Source organism: Flavobacterium sp. AC267 (assembly GCF_979258715.1).
Window position 1 is genome coordinate 170928 of record NZ_OZ409875.1, and the last position, 14022, is coordinate 184949.

Here is a 14022-nt window from a genome sequence, read left to right on the forward strand (position 1 = left end):
TAATATTTGGTACTATGCAAAACAAGATACTGTTTTTTAGATATATATTTGCATAAGAAATTACTATATACTTTTAATCATGGAAACAACAACACCACTCATCATGGAAAACACATCAGAAAAGAATACAGCAACCTTTACTCATTTGAGTACTTTAAGTCAATATATTATTCCGTTTGGAAACTATATTTTTCCACTATTAATCTGGACAAACTACAAAGACAAATCTGAATTTGTAAATCATCACGGAAAACAGACTTTGAACTTTCAGTTAAGCTTACTGCTTTATACTTTGATTTTAGCACTTATTGCGATACCAATTTTCTTAACTGTTTTCTTGCAGAATATTCCAGTTGAAGCTGTTTTTAATGACCGTAATTTTGTGATTAGAAACTTTGACTTTCATGCACACATCGGAATGTTGAGTGTAGGGATCACAGCAGTAATACTTTTTGGATTACTAAAATTTGCTGAGTTCTTTTTAGTGATTTACGCTTCTATAAAAGCATCAAACGGAGAATTATACAAATATCCGCTTACGATTCCTTTTATAAAGTGATAAAAAAGGGCTTCTCCCGACGCCTCGGGATCGCTCAGCCTGACATTGAGTTCGCTCAGTGGGACATAAAAAAAAAATTAAAAGTTATAGTCGGAACCATTAAATCATCAATCAATATATAGTTTCGCAATCAATCATCAATCATCATCATCAATCAAAAAACGAATTGTTCAATCAAAAAAAAACAAAATGAAATTATGAACATTGAAAACACAAAAGCACAGATGCGCAAAGGTGTTCTTGAGTTTTGCATCTTATCTGTATTGAAAGAAAAAGACGCATATACATCTGAAATATTAGACACTTTAAAAAACGCAAAATTACTAGTTGTAGAAGGAACCGTTTATCCGTTGTTAACTAGACTGAAAAATGACGGTTTACTCAATTATCGCTGGGAAGAATCGACCTCTGGGCCGCCAAGAAAATATTATGGGCTAACCGAAATAGGACAAACATTTTTAAACGAACTTAGCGGCACTTGGACAGAATTGTCTGACGCTGTAAACTTAATCACCAATCAAAATCAATAAGTCATGAACAAAACAGTAAATATTAACTTAGGCGGAATGTTTTTTCATATCGATGAAGATGCATACTTAAAATTGACACGCTACTTTGACGCAATAAAACGATCTCTAAACAACTCTTCTGGACAAGATGAAATTATTAAAGATATCGAAATGCGTGTTTCTGAATTATTAACAGAAAAACAAAAAAGCGAAAAACATGTTGTTGGACTGAAAGATGTTGACGAAGTGATTACGGTGATGGGACAACCAGAAGATTACCGAATTGAAGACGAGGAAAACACCAATCAATCTCATAATGATTTTGGAACTAGAAAACACAAAAAATTATACCGCGATAAAGAAAAAGGTATGATTGGTGGTGTCGCTACAGGTTTAGGACATTATTTTGGAATTGAAGCTGTTTGGATCAAAATCATATTCTTGATCTTCGTTTTTGCAGGTTTTGGAACTGGAATTTTAGCTTATTTCGTTCTTTGGATTGTAACTCCTGAAGCAGTTACAACTACAGAAAAATTAGAGATGACAGGAGAACCGGTAACAATTTCGAACATCGAAAAAAAAGTTCGCGAAGAAATTGAATCATTATCTGATAAATTCAAAAATGCAGATTATGACAAAATGGGAAACCAAGTAAAGTCGGGAGCTGGGAGAATAAGTAGTTCATTTGGAGACTTTGTTATGACGGTTTTTAAAATTTTTGCTAAATTTTTAGGAGTTGTTCTAATCATTTCAGGAATTTCTACCTTAATAATGTTATTGATTGGGGTTTTTACTTTAGGCACTAACATCTTTATTGATTTTCCTTGGCAGAATTTTGTTGAAGCAGGAAACTTTACAGAATATCCTCTTTGGTCATTTGGTTTATTAATGTTCTTTGCTGTTGGAATCCCATTTTTCTTCTTAACGCTTTTAGGATTTAAATTGTTGTCTCCAAACTTGAAATCAATTGGAAACATTACAAAATATACACTTTTAGCAGTTTGGATTATTTCTATTGCAATTCTTACCAGTATCGGAATCAAGCAGGCAACTGAAATTTCGTACGACAATAAAGTCATAGAGAAAAAAGCTTTCGGAATCAAACCAGCTGATACATTATTTATCAAGTTCAAATACAGTGACTATTATGCAAAAAGTCTGAATCACTACAGAGATTTCGAATTTGTACAGGATTCTGCAAACAACGAATTGATTTATTCAAACGACGTTCGTTTACACATCTTACGCACCGATGAAGTCGCTCCATTTATTCAGGTAGAAAAAACGGCAAGAGGTAATTCTTTTACAAATGCTAAAAAAAGAGCAGAAAAAATTAATTATAAGTTTCAAATTAGCGGAAATCATTTAATTTTGGATAACTATTTTCTGACAGATGTTAAAAACAAATTTAGAGGACAAGAAGTTGATATTTATTTATACGTACCAGAAGGACAATTAATTAAACCAGATTCTTCAGTAAGAGATTACTATAATTCTGATGATGATTTCTTTAACTTAAACTATGACGGAGATTATAATTATAAAGTTGAAGGTTCTAAAGTAAGATGTCTAAACTGTCCTGTAGAAGAAAACAACGACAATGATAATGATAATGATTACGAAAATAATTATGAGAATGATTCAGTAGACAATGATACTATAAATGAAGTTTCGGTTAAAATTAACGGAAAAGAAGTTATAAACGGAAAAAAAACAAAAGGAAAGCTAACCACTGACAAAAACGGAGTTATAATCAAAATAAACTAAGCCATGATAAAAATAATCATTCATATTACGAAATTTGTAATTGCCACTGTAACCGCATTATTATTTGCTTCTTGTAATTTAAACATGAATTCAATTGAAGGAAGCGGCAATGTTACAACAGAAAAAAGAACGGTTCAAGGAGATTTTAAAAACGTCTCAGTAAGCAGTGCTATTGACTTAGTAATCGAACAATCTGATGCTACAGAAATTACTGTTGAAGCCGATGATAATCTGCAAAAAGAAATTGTAACGAAAGTTGAAAACGGAACATTGGTGATCAGCTGTAAATTCAGTTCTTTTCGCAACATTACGATGAAGAAAGTAACAGTAAAAATGCCGGTAATTGATAAAATTGAAGCTTCTAGTGCTTCATCTGTTCAAAGCAAAAATGTTATCGAAGGAGAAAATATTACTTTAGAAACTTCTAGCGTCGCATCGATGCAGGTTAATATTGAATCTGATAAGATCTCTGTAGATTCTGGAAGCGGCAGTTCTGTTACTCTTGAAGGTAAAGCTTTAAGCCTAAGCACTTCAGCTTCAAGCGGAGGAAGTATTGAAGCAGATAAATTAGCGAAGAAATGATGTCGAAGCACAAGCGTCAAGCGGAGGAACAATTAATGTTCGTCCAATCGTAGCCTTAAAAGCAAAAGCTTCAAGCGGAGGAAATATAAATTATACTGGTTCTCCAAAAACAATCGAAAAAGAAGCAAGCTCCGGAGGAAACATCAGCAAAAGCTAAAACAGATTAACTGTTAAATATAAAAGAAATCATTCATCATAAGTGGATGATTTTTTTATATTTGTCAAAATCAAATCTAGAATTAATGAAAAAAAGTACAGCGTCGCTCCTATTATTATTAGTTACAACATTAACGTTCGCTCAAAAGAGAGAAAAAGTTAAAGGTTCTAAAGTTGTAACGACTTCGATAAAAGAAGTTGGTAGTTTTGACGCCATTGAAGTCGATGATAATCTGGAAGTTTATTTGGACCAAGGAGAGAAAAACGAAATTAAAATTGAAGCCGATGATAATCTGCACGATATCATTGGGATGGATTTAAGAGAAAAAACACTGCGATTGTATACCAACAAAGAATCGACTATTTTTAAAAAGTTATCTGTTCGAGTTACTTACACAAAATCATTAAATAAAGTTATTACTAAAAATGAAGCTGTGGTTTATGCGATTCAAGAACTTCAATTAGATGATCTTACGATGAATTGTGTTGACTATTCTAAGTTGTTTTTAAATGTTAATGCCAAAAAATTCACTTTAATTGCTGATGATAAATCGAAAACAGAATTGAATTTAAAAGCAGAAGATGGAACTTTACAATTGAGTAAAAATGCTTCTGTAAAAACATTGGTTTCTGCGATTAAATTTAAATGTGACTTGTACCAAAAAGCAAATGCCGCAATTGAAGGAATTGCCGAAAAAGCAACCATCAGATTAGATAATAATTCTGTTTTTACAGGAGCAAAATTTACCTTGAAAGATGCTAATGTTACTGCTGAGAATTACGCCGTAGGAACTATTTTTGCTGATACTACACTTTCCTTAGCGATCGGAGACAAAGCAGAAATTTCGCTTTTAGGAAGTCCAGCTATAACATTAACACGCTTTTCTGATGAAGCAAAGTTGTTTAAGAAGACTAAATAAGATTCAAGTTTTCAGTCTCAGTGACAGTTTTCAGTTATTAAAATCTGACAAGCATATAAATGAAAAGTCCCAATCTTAATTGATTGGGACTTTTTTAATTTAATTATAAGTCTATTCCTGAGACTGCAAACTGTGACTGAGTACTGCGACTGAATACTGTGACTAAATACTGTGACTGAGTACTGTGACTGAGTACTGTGACTAAAAAAATTACTCTTTAGACGCCAAATATCTCTCAGCATCCAATGCGACCATACATCCTGTACCTGCAGCAGTAATTGCCTGACGGTATACGTGATCTGCAAGATCACCTGCAACGAAAACACCATCAACATTTGTTTTAGATGTTCCTGGAGTATTTACGATATATCCTGTTTCGTCAAGTGTAATATAATCTGCAAAAATATCTGTATTTGGTTTGTGTCCAATTGCTACAAAGAAACCTGTTGCAGGAATTTCGATAACTTCACCAGTAGTTTTGTTTAATGCTTTAATAGCATGCACCACATTGTTATCTCCTAAAACTTCAACAGTATCATGATTCATTAAAATCTCGATATTTTCAGTTTTACGAACGCGTTCTTCCATAATTTTAGAAGCTCTGAATTTCTCGCTTCTTACTAACATCGTTACTTTTTTACAAAGTTTAGATAAATAATGTGCTTCTTCACAAGCTGAGTCACCTGCTCCAACAATTACAACATCTTGATTTCTGTAGAAGAAACCATCACAAACAGCACAAGCAGAAACACCGCCACCCATATTTAAATAGTGTTGTTCTGAAGGTAATCCTAAATATTTAGCCGAAGCACCTGTCGAAATAATTACAGTTTCACAGTGTAATTCGATTGAATCGTTAATCCAAACTTTATGAATATCGCCAGAAAAATCAACTTTTGTTGCCCAGCCATCACGAATATCAGCACCAAAACGTTTTGCTTGTTCCTGTAACTGAACCATCATTTCTGGTCCTGTAACTCCATCAACATACCCTGGAAAATTTTCAACCTCATTAGTTGTAGTCAATTGACCACCAGGTCGCATTCCTTGGTATAATACTGGATTCATATTTGCTCTGGTCGCATAAATTGCCGCAGTATAGCCTGCAGGACCAGAACCTATAATTAGGCATTTAATTTTTTCAATTGTATTTGACATAGTATCTATAGTTTTTTTCAGTTGCAAATGTAAACTTTATTATAAAAAATTAGAGCTAAAATAAATCCTAAATAACTATGTCAAAATAAGTTTTATTTATTTTCATTTTTTCCTTTTGTAAACAAAATTAATTTATATCTTTGCATCCGCTTTCGGGCAGTATCACAATACATCAATCGGGGTGTAGCGTAGCCCGGTTATCGCGCCTGCTTTGGGAGCAGGAGGCCGCAGGTTCGAATCCTGCCACCCCGACAAAAGTCTTTTCATTTACTTGAAAAGACTTTTTTTTTGCAATAAACTCAGCTGAACGGCTATCACATCCCGATTGTAATTGGGAAGACCGCAGGTTCTCCCGAAAGCTTTCGGGACTGCCATCCCGACTAAAAAGTCTTTTCATTTACTTGGAAAGACTTTTTTTTTTGCAATAAACTGAATACCAAAATTGTAATATCAATATTCCAGAATTTCAAAATTTATTACATTTCAAAACATAGCCCGTGGTTTCAACCACGGGAATGCATTATATAAAATCACATTTCGTCTCCCACGGTTGAAACCGTGGGCTATGCTTATTAATATTAAAAAAAATCTATACCTCATTTATTTTTCCATCCGAATGTAAGCAGGATACGATTCACGATGAGGCAAATTAAATTTCTCATCGTAAGGCTGTGTACCTTCTCCATTATTATATAATGCCACACGTTTTGCACCAGTTGCTGTGCTTCCACCTGTATTATTAATAACATTTCGAATATTTCCTAGTCCTGCAAAACGAGTGGTGCACATTTTCTCCAATTTTACATTTGGACTATTAGGTATTTCAAAACCATTTTTCTTGTTCACATTTCCATCAGTTCCTGTAAAAACTGCATAAGACCCCATTCCAATAGTACGGTGTTCTTTTACAGTGTTTGCTACTTTAAATGCTTGCAAAACCATCAATTCTGCCTCCTTGACTGCTCCAGCTTGCTTGGTTTGGCGCATCGTATGGAGGCTCATTTTGAAAAAAATAAGTTCTGCCGCGTTCTCCCAGCCATAACACTTCATATTCTTGGTAATGTTCGGTAAATAAAGCATAAAGTGTAACATCATCTCCAGTTACTATAAGTCCGTTTTTACATCTGTCTCTTATCCATCGAACATCGCCGCCTTTCTGTGAACCATGATCTGCACGCCATAACCAGAAATGATCGCCCACTACATTATTACTATTAATTTGCATTGAAGCATGTATCTGAATATTTTTTGACTGAACCCCGCCTACTCTACAAGTAATATCTGAGAGTAATATAGGATTCGCAGAATGGTCTGCATTAGCTCCTTCATCCCCAATACGAACTTGATAAGTTGTACTATTAAATGAATCCATCAGAAGTCCTGAAATGATAATTCCGTCCTTGTCATCTGCATAAATACAACCCCAAATATTTTTCTCCGTAGGTTCTAACGTCACCGAAGCTATTCCTGCACCCAGAAGTATGGCGTCTTTCCTATTCACGTGAATCGGGGCATTCAAAGAATAATGTCCTGGCGTAAAAAAAATATTTTTACCTTCTTTTAATGCCTTATTGATTTCCATATCAGTATCACCTTCTTTGGCAACATACCAGCTAGTAACCAAATCTTGACTTTTACCCTTACCCATATCTGTTGACGACCAAGAAATCCCCACTCTATCCTTTTGCCATGCTGGAACAAACACTTTGTATTCGCCATCGTTATCTATAAAAAGAAAAGGCTTTTCTCTAATAATAGGCGTAGTAAGAATTGGAGAATTCGAATCATCTTCTTTTGGCGGATTGATACAGCCTTGCCAAACCATATTGTATGAACCACCCATAGCTCCCGAACCAGAAGGAAAAACAGCGTTTCTAGTATACCATTGTCGCTGTCCGCCCCAATTTGGTCTGGACGATGTGTAATGTGTATCTGCAATAAAACCACCACTGCCCCAAAAGTTAGTATTTCCAACATCTGAAATATATTTCGAAGTACTTTCAATCAGCATTCTTCGCGCACTTGTTGATTGAGAAACTGTCCACGCAAAATCTCGCATTACAGTCGCATTTTCTACAGAACGCCAAAATGTACAGGTAGCATTTGCTCCTCCAGAAAGATGAGGCCTCGTAAATATAGATCCCAGCTTAACATCTGATGGTACTTTGCCTAAACCTCCAATATGAGAATAGAAACCTAACTCTATTGCATTAGCTTCTGCCGATGATGCAGAACCAGATCCGCCAGAATCATAAGTCTGACCATCAATATTTGCTTTAAAATAATATGCCTGACGTTTTGTTGTCCATTCACCATTTTCTCCACCTAGACCGATAGCAGGAAACTGCGAATTAATTTCGTTTCTTGCTGTTTCAGCTTTTTCATATTTTCTGTCATAGAAATACATATTATCGCCAAACATTTGGTTTTCTAATGAAATTATGACTGTTATAGAATCACGAGTAACTTTGTAATAGTTTTCGTATTTATCTTTATTTGGCTTATTATCTGTAAATATCAATTTAGAAGTTGAACCCACATTTACAAAGTCCGATGCCAAACGACTTCCTCCTCTTGTAACGATATAATTTCCCGAAGAACCGAAAGCCGACCATGACAAAGTCATCGTATGTTTCTTTTTGTTATAAACAATTTTGCGCTGTCCTTTTTGATTAGGAGAAACAAAACTGGATAGAATTAAAATACAAAGAAAAGATGCAAATAATGAGATAACTTTTTTAATCATAAGAATGTTCATTTGTGGTTTGATAGATCGTAATAGTAATAATTTTAGAAAGCCCAAAATAGCAATAATCTTTAAGCTTCATCCTCATTCCAATTCTCAATTTTCTCATCAAAAACACTACAAAATCTAAAAATTTGTCTTTTTCTGACATAAATAAACCTTCTTGAACATGTCTGTTTTTCTTTAATAGCTTTTTTTTGCCCGCAATGGAAAAAGAAAATAAATAACATGAAAGAGATTATACTATTTACTGCCTTGGTTTTTTCTATCGCAACAGCCGCACAAAAGAAAAACATCACCCCTATTGATTCGTGTGCATCAAGCACAGAAAGTGTGCTATACAAGAAAAACGCACACGCTTCTTATTATCATGATAAATTTAATGGAAGAAAAACAGCGAGTGGCAAAAAATTCAATAATAATGATCTGACCGCCGCACATAAAACATTCCGTTTCGGCACAAAACTAAAAATCACAAACGAAATAAATAAAAAAAGTGTTGTAGTTGAAATTACCGACAGAGGACCTTTTGTTAAAGGAAGAGAAATTGACCTTAGTAAAAGAGCTTTTATGGATATTGCTTCCAATATAAAGAGCGGTTTAGTTTATGTTACAATCGAAATTCTAAAAAACTAACCTATTTCAAAACTACATCTAAAAGCAAAATCGGTAAAAACTATAAAATTGAAATATAAAGGTTTTGTTTAAAATTAAAATCGTTTCAAAGCTTTAATCCTAAAAAAGCGAATTAAATAAATAAAAAACACCATTAATAACTCTTTTGAAAACTAAAATTAATTTCTGTTAACACCCATCAAACCACGGTTAAACAAACTTTCATAAATGTTAACAAAATAGATTTTCAAAAACCATAAATAATTGTATTTTTACGGTTCAAAATTCAGAAAATAAATGGGCAAAATCATTGCTATTGCTAATCAAAAAGGAGGCGTTGGAAAGACTACTACATCAGTAAATCTTGCCGCTTCATTAGGTGTTTTAGAAAAAAAGTATTATTGATCGATGCTGATCCTCAAGCCAATGCTACATCTGGTCTTGGAATTGACGTAGAAACAGTTGAAGCTGGAACGTATCAAATCCTTGAACACAGTATTACACCAAAAGAAGCCGTTTTAAAATGTACAGCTCCAAACGTAGATGTGATTCCTGCTCACATTGACCTTGTTGCTATCGAAATTGAATTGGTTGACAAAGAAAACCGTGAATACATGCTTAAAAAAGCATTAGAAAGTGTGAAAGACGAATATGATTATATCATTATCGACTGTGCACCTTCTTTAGGTTTACTAACTTTGAATGCTTTAACAGCCGCAGACTCTGTAGTTATTCCTATTCAATGTGAGTATTTTGCTCTTGAAGGATTAGGAAAATTATTGAACACTATTAAAAGTATTCAAAAAATACATAACCCTGATCTTGACATTGAAGGTTTATTATTGACAATGTACGATTCAAGATTACGTTTATCTAATCAAGTTGTAGAAGAGGTTCAAAAACACTTTAACGATATGGTTTTTGATACAGTGATTCAGCGAAATGTAAAATTAAGCGAGGCTCCAAGTTTTGGCGAAAGCATTATTAATTATGATGCAACTAGCAAAGGTGCGGTTAATTATATTAACCTTGCTCAAGAAATTATAAAGAAAAAACAGTAAATAGTTTTTATGACAAAAGCAATTAAAAAACAAGCCTTAGGAAGAGGATTATCAGCATTATTAAAAGATCCGGAAAACGACATTACATCAGTAGAAGACAAAAATGCTGACAAAGTTGTTGGAAATATTATAGAGCTTGAAATAAGTGCTATCGAAATAAATCCGTTTCAGCCAAGAAGTAATTTTAATGAAGAATCTTTACGCGAATTAGCCACTTCTATCAAAGAACTTGGTGTAATTCAACCTATTACTGTTCGTAAATTAGATTTCAATAAATACCAGTTAATCTCAGGAGAGCGTCGTCTTCGTGCCTCTACTTTAATAGGATTAACACATGTACCTGCATACATCCGTATTGCAAACGACAACGAATCTTTGGTTATGGCTTTGGTTGAAAATATTCAACGCCATGACTTAGATCCAATTGAGATTGCATTATCATACCAGCGTTTAATTGACGAAATTCAATTAACTCAGGAACAAATGAGTGAAAGAGTTGGAAAAAAACGTTCTACAATTGCTAACTATTTACGTCTTTTAAAATTAGACCCGATTATCCAAACTGGTATTCGTGACGGTTTTATCAGCATGGGACACGGTAGAGCAATTATCAATATCGAAGATTTAGATGTTCAAACTGATATTTACCAAAAGATTGTAAGTCAAAATCTATCGGTTCGTGAAACAGAAGCTCTAGTAAAAAATTATCACGAAGGTAATCAGCCAAAAGCAGAAGGAAAACCAAAAGCTGACTCTGCATTTACCATTAGAGAAACACAAAAAAACACTTTCAACGATTATTTTGGTGCGAAAGTTGATGTAAAAGTCGCTGGCAACGGAAAAGGAAAAATCACAATTCCTTTTAATTCTGAAGCCGACTTTAACAGAATTATAAAATTAATAAACGGATAGTGAATAAAATTGTCCCCATCGGTCTATTGTTCTTTCTAACAGGAACCGTTTCTCTTTTTGCCCAGGTAAAAAAAGACACGGTTTTGGTCGTAAAAGACACCACTGCATTACAAGAGATAGATCCGTTAACACCAGCAAAAGCGACTTTTTACTCTGCAATTCTACCTGGTTTAGGTCAAGCATACAATAAAAAATACTGGAAAATTCCTTTGGTTTACGGAGCAATCGGAACAAGTTTGTATTTCTATATTGATAATAATAAAAAATACCACAATTATCGTGATGCCTACAAGCGAAGGCTAGAAGGTTATAACGATGATGACTACCAATTTCTAGACGACAGCCGACTTGTTGCCGGTCAAAAATTCTACCAACGAAACAGAGACTTATCTGCTTTGTTTGTTGTAGGTTTTTATGTTCTAAACATAATCGATGCCAATGTCGACAGCCGCTTTGATTCAGTTTAACGTAAACGAAAGACTATCAATGCGTCCTGAAATTTATCCCAACGATGTAACATTTAGACCAAACGTTGGACTAACCTTTAATTACAAATTTTAATAGATTAATCTCTATTTAAAAATTAATAAAAAACAATCATAATGAAAATTGCGCTTTTAGGATACGGAAAAATGGGTAAAGTAATCGAAAGAATTGCTTTAGAAAGAGGTCATGAAATAGTTTTAAAGAAAGACGAATTCAGCAGTTATGACGGACTTTCAACAGCTGATGTTGCCATTGATTTCAGTGTTCCAGCAGCGAGCAGTGAGTAATATTTCAGCATCTTTTAATGCGAATGTTCCAGTAGTTTCCGGCACAACAGGATGGCTAGAACATTATGACGAAATGATTGCTCTTTGCAACGAGAAAAAAACTGGGTTTATTTCCAGCTCAAACTTTAGTTTAGGCGTAAATATTTTCTTCGGATTAAATGAATATTTAGCAAAAATCATGAATCAATTTGATTCTTATAAAGTTTCGATGGAAGAAATTCACCATATCCATAAACTTGATGCTCCAAGCGGTACTGCAATTTCATTAGCAGAGGGCGTTATAAAAAACAGCAATTACTCTGGCTGGACTTTAGACGAAGCTAACGATAATGACCCGAGCACTGGCGAACTGACGAAGCAAATTCACATTGAAGCAAAACGAATTGGAGAAGTTCCAGGAACTCATACTGTAAATTACGATTCAGCAATTGACAGCATTGAAATAAAACATACGGCTCACAATCGCGAAGGCTTCGCATTGGGCGCTGTTATTGCAAGCAGAATGGCTTGCAGGCAAGCAGGGGATTTTCACTATGAAAGATGTACTAAACTTACAATAAAAATCGAACAAGGTTTTGAATTAATTAGATTCAATCCTGAATTTGAAACTTAAAATACAATATTATGACACTTTACTCTTGGTTCGTATTTTTCTTAGCTGTTCAAATAATCCATTTTCTTGGTACTTGGAAATTGTATCAGGCGACGAGGAAGAAAAAGCTGGGAAGCAACAATTCCGGTATACAATTCTATCGTTTTAATGAAAATGATCGGACGCCCGACTTGGTGGACTTTTTTACTTTTTATTCCAATTATCAACTTGATCATGTTTCCAGTTGTATGGGTAGAAACTTTAAGAACTTTTAATAAAAGATCTACTTTAGACACTTTTCTTGGGCTTTTCACATTAGGCTTTTACATCTATTACGTAAACTATACTCAGAAATTAGAATACCGTAAAGACAGAAGTTTAACCCCAGAAAACAAAACAGCAGACACAGTAAGCTCTTTGTTATTTGCTATTATAGTAGCGACTTTAGTACATACTTACGTTGTACAGCCTTACACAATTCCGACATCATCTTTAGAGAAATCTTTATTAATTGGAGATTTTTTATTTGTGAGCAAAATAAATTATGGACCAAGAGTACCAATGACTACGGTAGCATTACCAATGGTTCACGATTCTATTCCGTTAACCAAAAGTAAATCTTACTTAAGCTGGTCGCAATTACCTTATTTTAGACTTCCAGCGATTCAAAAAATAAAACGATCTGACATTGTCGTCTTTAACTGGCCTGTTGATACCGTTCGTTATTTCTTTGAGCCAAAAGGAAGACCAGGCGTTATTAAACCAATTGATAAAAAATCAAATTACGTAAAAAGATGTGTTGGTATTCCTGGAGACAGTTTATCAATCAAAGATGGTTTTGTTTTTATTAACGGCAAAAAATTAGTTTTACCAGAAAGAGCTAGACCACAATATTCTTATTCTGTAGCTTTAGACGGAAAAACACCTATTGATTTCGAAAGTCTTTTTAAAGAATTAGACATCACAGATCCTGCAGGTTTTACAACTGAGAAAAGAGATACTCTTTATTTAGGTTCATTAACAGAAGCTGGAGCTGAAAGATTCAAAAACACTCCGGGTGTTACTGCTGTAATACGAAAAATTGACAGATCTAATGACAATAGAATTTTCCCGCATATTAATAAATGGAGCCAGGATAATATGGGCCCAATCTATATTCCTGAAGCTGGAAAAACAGTTGCATTGAACAATGAATCACTTCCATTTTATAAAGAAATCATTACAAATTACGAAGGAAATACATTAGAGTTACAAGGTTCTAAATTTTTAATAAATGGAAAACCAACCACTACTTACACCTTCAAACAAAATTACTACTGGATGATGGGAGACAACCGTCATAACTCTGAAGACAGCCGTTATTGGGGTTACGTTCCAGAAAATCATATCGTTGGAAAACCAGTATTCATTTGGATGAGCTGGGACACTAACGGAAAAGGCATCAATAAAATTCGCTGGAATAGAGTTTTCACCACAGTTGACGGTGAAGGCCAGCCACAATCTTACTTTAAATATTTCTTAATCGTCCTTGCATTATATTTCGTTGGAGATTTTGTATGGAGAAAAAGAAGAGAGAATAAAGCATAATTAAAAAAGTTATTTTTGTTTCAGGTTTCAAGTTTCAAGTTCGTAAAAAACCTGAAACTTGAAACCTGAAACATTTAGACAAATA

At 34.1% G+C, this 14022-nt stretch carries 12 protein-coding genes, 1 tRNA gene and 4 pseudogenes; 13 read left to right on the forward strand and 4 right to left on the reverse strand.

Features of this window, described 5'->3' with window-relative positions; translation table 11 throughout:
* The first annotated feature begins 103 nt into the window (after positions 1-103).
* The 6 genes from ACZZ95_RS00920 (at position 104) to ACZZ95_RS00945 (ending at position 4493) form a co-directional block, all read left to right on the forward strand.
* Positions 104-559 (forward strand): DUF4870 domain-containing protein, encoded by a 456-nt coding sequence (locus tag ACZZ95_RS00920; RefSeq protein ID WP_095952433.1) that lies wholly within the window; start codon positions 104-106, stop codon positions 557-559.
* A gap of 197 nt (positions 560-756) precedes the next feature.
* Entirely contained in the window at positions 757-1089 is a 333-nt protein-coding gene (locus tag ACZZ95_RS00925) for a PadR family transcriptional regulator (protein ID WP_008464689.1), read from the forward strand.
* Between the two features lie 3 nt (positions 1090-1092).
* Positions 1093-2835 (forward strand): PspC domain-containing protein, encoded by a 1743-nt coding sequence (locus ACZZ95_RS00930; protein ID WP_463467676.1) that lies wholly within the window; start codon positions 1093-1095, stop codon positions 2833-2835.
* 3 nt (positions 2836-2838) lie between these two features.
* Positions 2839-3417 (forward strand): GIN domain-containing protein, encoded by a 579-nt coding sequence (locus tag ACZZ95_RS00935; protein WP_463467677.1) that lies wholly within the window; start codon positions 2839-2841, stop codon positions 3415-3417.
* Positions 3418-3463: 46 nt separating this feature from the next.
* Positions 3464-3574: a hypothetical protein gene (locus ACZZ95_RS00940; protein ID WP_463471604.1), complete on the forward strand. Its 111-nt coding sequence runs from the start codon at positions 3464-3466 to the stop codon at positions 3572-3574.
* Between the two features lie 85 nt (positions 3575-3659).
* The gene (locus ACZZ95_RS00945) at positions 3660-4493 is read left to right on the forward strand and encodes a GIN domain-containing protein (protein ID WP_463467678.1); all 834 of its coding nucleotides are present in this window, start codon (positions 3660-3662) and stop codon (positions 4491-4493) included.
* A gap of 210 nt (positions 4494-4703) precedes the next feature.
* Here ACZZ95_RS00945 and trxB read toward each other — a convergent pair whose 3' ends face one another.
* Positions 4704-5651, reverse strand: coding sequence for a thioredoxin-disulfide reductase (gene trxB, locus ACZZ95_RS00950; protein WP_463467679.1), 948 nt, complete (start codon positions 5649-5651; stop codon positions 4704-4706).
* A 177-nt stretch (positions 5652-5828) separates the two neighbouring features.
* On the opposite strand from trxB, the gene ACZZ95_RS00955 reads away from it, so the two are divergent.
* A tRNA-Pro gene (locus tag ACZZ95_RS00955) sits at positions 5829-5903 on the forward strand.
* Between the two features lie 348 nt (positions 5904-6251).
* Here the strand turns inward: ACZZ95_RS00955 and ACZZ95_RS00960 are convergent.
* From ACZZ95_RS00960 to ACZZ95_RS00970, 3 genes are read right to left on the reverse strand one after another with little or no spacing between them, the layout of a single operon-like run.
* Positions 6252-6587, reverse strand: coding sequence for a hypothetical protein (locus tag ACZZ95_RS00960; protein ID WP_463467680.1), 336 nt, complete (start codon positions 6585-6587; stop codon positions 6252-6254).
* On the reverse strand, positions 6574-8397 hold the full coding sequence (locus ACZZ95_RS00965; RefSeq protein WP_463467681.1) for a hypothetical protein: 1824 nt from the start codon (positions 8395-8397) through the stop codon (positions 6574-6576). Before ACZZ95_RS00965 ends, ACZZ95_RS00960 begins: the two co-directional genes overlap by 14 nt.
* Positions 8390-8548 carry a hypothetical protein gene (locus ACZZ95_RS00970; RefSeq protein ID WP_463467682.1) on the reverse strand — a complete coding sequence of 53 codons (159 nt, stop codon included), beginning with the start codon at positions 8546-8548 and terminating at the stop codon, positions 8390-8392. Before ACZZ95_RS00970 ends, ACZZ95_RS00965 begins: the two co-directional genes overlap by 8 nt.
* A 77-nt stretch (positions 8549-8625) precedes the next feature.
* Between ACZZ95_RS00970 and ACZZ95_RS00975 the strand changes: the two genes are divergently transcribed.
* The 6 genes and pseudogenes from ACZZ95_RS00975 (at position 8626) to lepB (ending at position 13937) form a co-directional block, all read left to right on the forward strand.
* Positions 8626-9033: a septal ring lytic transglycosylase RlpA family protein gene (locus ACZZ95_RS00975; RefSeq protein WP_463467683.1), complete on the forward strand. Its 408-nt coding sequence runs from the start codon at positions 8626-8628 to the stop codon at positions 9031-9033.
* A 276-nt stretch (positions 9034-9309) separates the two neighbouring features.
* Positions 9310-10073: pseudogene (locus ACZZ95_RS00980) on the forward strand (ParA family protein).
* A gap of 9 nt (positions 10074-10082) precedes the next feature.
* Positions 10083-10985: a ParB/RepB/Spo0J family partition protein gene (locus tag ACZZ95_RS00985; RefSeq protein WP_095952216.1), complete on the forward strand. Its 903-nt coding sequence runs from the start codon at positions 10083-10085 to the stop codon at positions 10983-10985.
* A pseudogene (locus tag ACZZ95_RS00990) lies at positions 10985-11546 on the forward strand (DUF5683 domain-containing protein). The gene ACZZ95_RS00985 and the pseudogene ACZZ95_RS00990 overlap by 1 nt, the downstream one beginning before the upstream one ends.
* 41 nt (positions 11547-11587) lie before the next feature.
* Positions 11588-12318: pseudogene (gene dapB / locus ACZZ95_RS00995) on the forward strand (4-hydroxy-tetrahydrodipicolinate reductase).
* A gap of 64 nt (positions 12319-12382) precedes the next feature.
* A pseudogene (gene lepB / locus ACZZ95_RS01000) lies at positions 12383-13937 on the forward strand (signal peptidase I).
* Positions 13938-14022 lie beyond the last annotated feature (85 nt).

Excerpts from the sequence above, each read along its gene's own strand:
- ACZZ95_RS00985 (WP_095952216.1), top strand. The coding sequence starts at position 10,083 with ATGACAAAAGCAATTAAAAAACAAGCCTTAGGAAGAGGATTATCAGCA.
- ACZZ95_RS00970 (WP_463467682.1), bottom strand. The coding sequence starts at position 8,548 with ATGTCAGAAAAAGACAAATTTTTAGATTTTGTAGTGTTTTTGATGAGA.
- ACZZ95_RS00945 (WP_463467678.1), top strand. The coding sequence starts at position 3,660 with ATGAAAAAAAGTACAGCGTCGCTCCTATTATTATTAGTTACAACATTA.
- trxB (WP_463467679.1), bottom strand. The coding sequence starts at position 5,651 with ATGTCAAATACAATTGAAAAAATTAAATGCCTAATTATAGGTTCTGGT.
- ACZZ95_RS00965 (WP_463467681.1), bottom strand. The coding sequence starts at position 8,397 with ATGATTAAAAAAGTTATCTCATTATTTGCATCTTTTCTTTGTATTTTA.
- ACZZ95_RS00930 (WP_463467676.1), top strand. The coding sequence starts at position 1,093 with ATGAACAAAACAGTAAATATTAACTTAGGCGGAATGTTTTTTCATATC.
- ACZZ95_RS00975 (WP_463467683.1), top strand. The coding sequence starts at position 8,626 with ATGAAAGAGATTATACTATTTACTGCCTTGGTTTTTTCTATCGCAACA.
- ACZZ95_RS00935 (WP_463467677.1), top strand. The coding sequence starts at position 2,839 with ATGATAAAAATAATCATTCATATTACGAAATTTGTAATTGCCACTGTA.
- ACZZ95_RS00925 (WP_008464689.1), top strand. The coding sequence starts at position 757 with ATGAACATTGAAAACACAAAAGCACAGATGCGCAAAGGTGTTCTTGAG.
- ACZZ95_RS00920 (WP_095952433.1), top strand. The coding sequence starts at position 104 with ATGGAAAACACATCAGAAAAGAATACAGCAACCTTTACTCATTTGAGT.